Annotated in this window: 5 protein-coding genes; 2 read left to right on the forward strand and 3 right to left on the reverse strand. The window is 68.6% G+C overall.

Going from position 1 to position 4,840, the window contains the following annotated elements; translation table 11 throughout:
* Positions 1-64 precede the first annotated feature (64 nt).
* Positions 65-421, reverse strand: a complete 357-nt coding sequence (locus BLW04_RS27185; RefSeq protein WP_091548224.1) for a hypothetical protein — start codon at positions 419-421, stop codon at positions 65-67.
* 396 nt (positions 422-817) lie between these two features.
* On the opposite strand from BLW04_RS27185, the gene BLW04_RS24740 reads away from it, so the two are divergent.
* Positions 818-2,461, forward strand: a complete 1,644-nt coding sequence (locus BLW04_RS24740; protein WP_217631263.1) for a phospholipase C — start codon at positions 818-820, stop codon at positions 2,459-2,461.
* A gap of 266 nt (positions 2,462-2,727) precedes the next feature.
* Here BLW04_RS24740 and BLW04_RS24745 read toward each other — a convergent pair whose 3' ends face one another.
* Together BLW04_RS24745 and BLW04_RS24750 are read right to left on the reverse strand one after the other, a co-directional pair.
* The gene (locus BLW04_RS24745) at positions 2,728-3,339 is read right to left on the reverse strand and encodes a recombinase family protein (RefSeq protein ID WP_091548229.1); all 612 of its coding nucleotides are present in this window, start codon (positions 3,337-3,339) and stop codon (positions 2,728-2,730) included.
* A gap of 176 nt (positions 3,340-3,515) precedes the next feature.
* Complete coding sequence (locus BLW04_RS24750) at positions 3,516-4,007, reverse strand: GNAT family N-acetyltransferase (RefSeq protein WP_175484285.1); 492 nt, start codon at positions 4,005-4,007, stop codon at positions 3,516-3,518.
* 244 nt (positions 4,008-4,251) lie between these two features.
* On the opposite strand from BLW04_RS24750, the gene BLW04_RS24755 reads away from it, so the two are divergent.
* Positions 4,252-4,674 (forward strand): hypothetical protein, encoded by a 423-nt coding sequence (locus BLW04_RS24755; RefSeq protein WP_139307029.1) that lies wholly within the window; start codon positions 4,252-4,254, stop codon positions 4,672-4,674.
* Positions 4,675-4,840 lie beyond the last annotated feature (166 nt).

The raw sequence follows: 4,840 nt of genomic DNA on the forward strand, positions 1-4,840 counted from the left end.
GGATGGTGTCTTGGCGGACGCCCAACACCTACCTCACGGCCGGTGCGGGCGGGGGACCGCCACCTCAAGTTCCACGAGACCCGGGACAACCTCCGGTCTGGACGACATACCCGGTGCGGGTATCGACGATCTGGACGGACTGGGTGCCCTGGCCGGCGTTCACCACCGCCATAATCTTCCCGTCGGAGGACAGCGCGGAAGTCAGTGGCAGATCCCCCAGCCTCTGCTGCGCCCCGGCCGGGGTGACCTGGTACCCGTTGGACGTGACGGCCGTGCCGGCGGGCCGCGGCCCGGCCACCTTGCCCGGGTCGGTCGCGAAAGCTGCGCCGGTGCCGAGCACCAACAGCGCCGCGGTGGTCGCCCCCACCTTGACGGCGGCACCTCCGTAACGGCGCTCGCGCAGGAGCTTCTTCTGATGCATGTCGCCTTCTTTCCCCGCGCCGACGGCAAGGCGCCGGCACGAGCTGACGTGAGCGGAGGAACTGGCGACTTCGACGCTATGGCGGCACCGGTCACGCACAGGGTGACGGCAGGTGAACAGCGGACGGCGGATGGCGACGCCTGGCGCCGGACCGCCCGGACTTCGTTGTCGGTTGACTCGAGCGATGGTTGGTTAGTTCACCTTATGGTTGTGCGCCGTCGGCTTGACCGTCACCTTCTCGCGTGACGGTGGCCTGGCACCGGGAACGCGGCCCTGGTGCACACCGACGTCCTGGAGGCTGCAATGAGACAACGACGACCCACCACCCGCCCGGGATCCCGAGGGCACGGCACTTCTGTCATTGCGGTGGGCTGTGCGGGGCTGATCGCTGGGACAGTGGGCCTGGCCGGCCCCGCCAGCGCCCATACCGGGCCTGCCCCCGCGCCCACCTCGCCGGCAGCCACCCCGATCGAGCACCTGGTCGTGCTGTTCCAGGAGAACGTCTCTTTCGACCACTACTTCGGCACCTACCCCAATGCCGCCAACACCGACGGCACGCCGTTCCAGGCTGCACCGGGGACGCCGTCGGTCAACGGGCTCACCGGTGCGCTGCTGACGGCCAACCCGAACCTGACCAACCCGCAGCGGCTGGCGCACAGCGAAGCGCTGACCTGCGACCAGGACCACAACTACCAGGCCGAACAGCAGGCCTTCGACCGCGGGCTGATGGACCAGTTCGTGCAGTACACCAACCGCGAGTCCGATGGCAAGCCGCTGACCCGCGGCGAATGCGTCACCGGGTCGACGACCGGCGCCACCCCGGACGACTACGCCGTGATGGACTACTACGACGGCAACACCGTCACCGCGCTGTGGAACTACGCCCAGCACTTCGCGATGAGCGACAATTCCTACGGAACCACGTTCGGCCCGTCGACGCCGGGAGCGCTCAACCTCATCTCCGGGCAGACCGCGGGTGCCTACGCGGTGACGCCGGCCGGGGAGCGCACCACCGACGACTACGCGGTGCCGAACCAGGACGGCATCCAGGGCACCGGCACGGTCATCAACGACCCGGACGGGGCGTTCGACTCCTGCTCCAACCCCAAGTACAACCGTGCGGCGCTGACCGGCACGAACGTCGGTGACCTGTTGAACGAGAAGGAAGTGTCCTGGGGTTGGTTCCAGGGCGGCTTCGCCGACTGCTCCGCCGCCTCTGAGGTCGGCAAGTACGCCGAGCAGCACCCGACGGATGCCGAGACGGGGAAGCCCGAGACGACCCAGGACTACAGCGCGCACCACGAGCCGTTCCAGTACTACGAGTCCACCGCCAACCCCGAGCACACGCCGCCGGCGTCGGTCGACGAGATCGGCCACGATGGGCAGGCGAACCACCAGTACGACCTGACCAACTTCGACCAGGCGCTGGACAACGGCACGCTGCCGGCGGTCAGCTATCTGAAGGCGAAGAAGTCCGAGGACGGCCACGCGGGCTACTCCGATCCGCTGGACGAGCAGCACTTCATCGTCGACACCATCAACAAGCTCCAGCAGTCCAAGGACTGGAAGTCCACCGCGGTCGTCATCGCCTACGACGACTCCGACGGCTGGTACGACCACCAGATGAGCCCGATCCTCAACCATTCCCAGAGTGAGGAGGACGCGCTGTCCGCCGACGGCGAGTGCGGCTCCGGTGGCCCGACGCTCGGCGGTGAGCAGCTGCGTTGTGGCTACGGTCCCCGGGTTCCGCTGCTGGTCGTTTCGCCGTACAGCAAGGTGAACGCGGTCGACAGCACCGTCACCGACCAGACCTCGATCCTGCGTTTCGTCGAGGACAACTGGCTGGGCGGGCAGCGGATCGACAGTTCCTTCGATGCCCTGGCGGGTCCACTCGACGGCATGCTGGACTTCAGCAAGCCGGCCGCCAAGCCGCTGTTCCTCGACCCTGTCACCGGAGGGGTCAGCTCGCGGCACGCCCAGAAGCACGGGCATGGCGACGAGCACGGGAACGGCGACGACAAGGGCCACGGGGAGTCCTGACCGGTCTGTACGCAGCCGCCCCCGAGGCTCCCGGCCGGCGTTCGCCGGCCGGGAGCCTCGCAAGCTGTTCGGGCCGGTGCGCCACTTCGGTCAGCCAACGCTGCAGAGCGCAGCGGCATCCCGGCCGCGCGGGCCGGCAGCGGTCAGCGGCACGCCGTCCTGGACGACGGCCGCAGCACCTGCCAGCGCATCATCATCATCATCATCATCACCACCGTGCGCTGCTCGTCGAGCGTTCGGTCAGCGTCGCGGTGTCCACGCCGCGGCTACCGCTGCTCGGTCGTCGGTGCCTCGGTGAGCTGCACGGGGGATCGGGGTGGCAGGTGCCGGTACAGGCTTGTGCGGGTGATCCCGGTCTTGGCGACGATCTCGGCGATGCTGTGCCCGGCGTCGCGCAGGTGCACCGCGTAGGCGAGCTTGTCTGGATCGACGACCGTGGGCCGCCCGATCCGCCGGCCCTTGGCGGTCGCGACCGCGCGGGCGTGCGCGGCCCGCTCGAGGGTATAGGTGCGTTCCATCTGACCGAACAGCGCGAGCAGGACGACGGCGAGCTGGGCCATCGGGTCGCTGGGGTTGGCGGAGTCGATCCGGATCGGGTCGGCGAGGTTGCGCACTCCGACGCCGCGTTCGGCGAGGTCGTGGATGAGGTTGAGGGTGTCGCGGACCGCCCGCCCGAGCCGGTCCAGGGTGTGCACGACGATCACGTCCCCGGCGCGGGCGTAGGCCAACGCCGCCTTCAGCCCGGGCCGGTCGGTGGTGGCCCCGGACTTCTTGTCCAGGTAGACCCGCTCGGGTGCGATCCCGGCCTGGTGCAACGCGTCGACCTGGCGCTCGAGGTCCTGTTTGGCCGTCGAGACCCGCGCGTACCCGAGATCCACCCGGCAACCGTACCGAAGGTCGTAGCCGTACGGGCCTACCGGCACAGACTTATGGGCCCTGATTGTGGGACGCCACCAGGCCGGAAGCAGTGATCGACCGAGACCGCCCGCGGTACCGTTCCACTACCAAAGAAGTGAGACGGCGGGCGTATCAAGATTTTGGTCGAGGCGTGGGGTCAATCGACCTTGAGGTCGAAGTGCATCGTGGCGTTGGCCAGGACCTGGTCGCCGAGGCGGTTGTCGGGCCTGTCCTCGTCGAGCTGGAAGCCGAGCCGCTCGAGGAGTGGTTGCAGGACCCTGCTGGCGCGGACGTCGACTCGGGGCAGGCCGCGCTGGAGGGCCTCGCGGACGATGCTGGCGACGAGGGTCGTGGCGATGCCGCGGCGCGCGTAGTTGGGGTGGACGAAGAGCATGTCCATCTCGCCGGCGTCCGTGAGGTCGGCGAAGCCCACGACGTCTCCGGCATCGACGGCGACGACTGTCCAAGCTGTGGCACGCCGGCGACTCCAGCGGTCAGTCTCCACCTCGTCTGGCGCCCACACCTGCACCTGGGCTGGGGTGTAGTGGCTCAGTGCTGTCTGGCGGACGGCGGCATGGAAGACCTCGCGCGTGGCGGCGGCATCTTCCGGTTGGTAGCCACGGAAGAGGATGGCATCCGCTTCAGTCACCGCTTGAGGATTCCACGACGAGCAAACCCTGATCAGCTACTGACGCTGGCGGCCCGTCGTAAATAGATCTTATGTAGGCAGTCGGCTCCTTGAAAAAAGGGCGCGCAAGAGTGCGTCGACGTGGTGGGCTCGACCCGGCCGCCTCCTCGCTGGATGTCGCTCGCCGCAAGCCCGCGCGAACCGGGTGTGGTGGCTGCTTGGTGAGGCTCCGTCGCTGCGGCCGTTGCAGGTGGATCTGGCGACCATGACGGCGAACGTCGCCCAGGTCTTCCTCACCGATGAGGAGTGGGCTGTGATGCTGCGGGCGGTTCGGTCGGCGCTGCGCCCGGGTGGCCGGCTGGCGTTCGAGAGTTGTGACTCGGCTTGGCGGGCGTGGGGAGGCTGGAACCGCGACAGCACCACCACTTGCGCACGCGGTGGTCTCCGAGGCCGGCACAGTGACGGGCTGGGTGGAAGTCACCAGTGTGCGGGGACCCTGGTGTCCTTCCAGGAGACGGTCGTCTTGGTTGACGGGTCGGTGCTGAGCTCGGAGTCGACGCTGCGGTTCCGCACTCGCGCGGAGCTGCTGGAGTCGGTGGCCAGTGCGGGGCTGGTCGTCGACGAGGTTCGGGACGCCCCCGACCGCCCCGGCCGTGAACTCGTGGTCATCGCTCACCGGCCGGACTGATCTGGTGCTGCGTGCGATCCTGCGCTGGTGAGCGGATCACTGGAGCCGGCGCTTCATCCGTTGCTGTCCAGCCGCTGGAGTCCGACGACCTTCGACATCACGCACGAGGTGTCGGACGACGTGGTCGAGGTGCTGCTCGAGGCCGCTCGGTGGGCGCCGTCGGCGG

The sequence above is a fragment of the Modestobacter sp. DSM 44400 genome (genome assembly GCF_900107175.1).
In the GTDB taxonomy this organism is placed as follows: domain Bacteria; phylum Actinomycetota; class Actinomycetes; order Mycobacteriales; family Geodermatophilaceae; genus Modestobacter.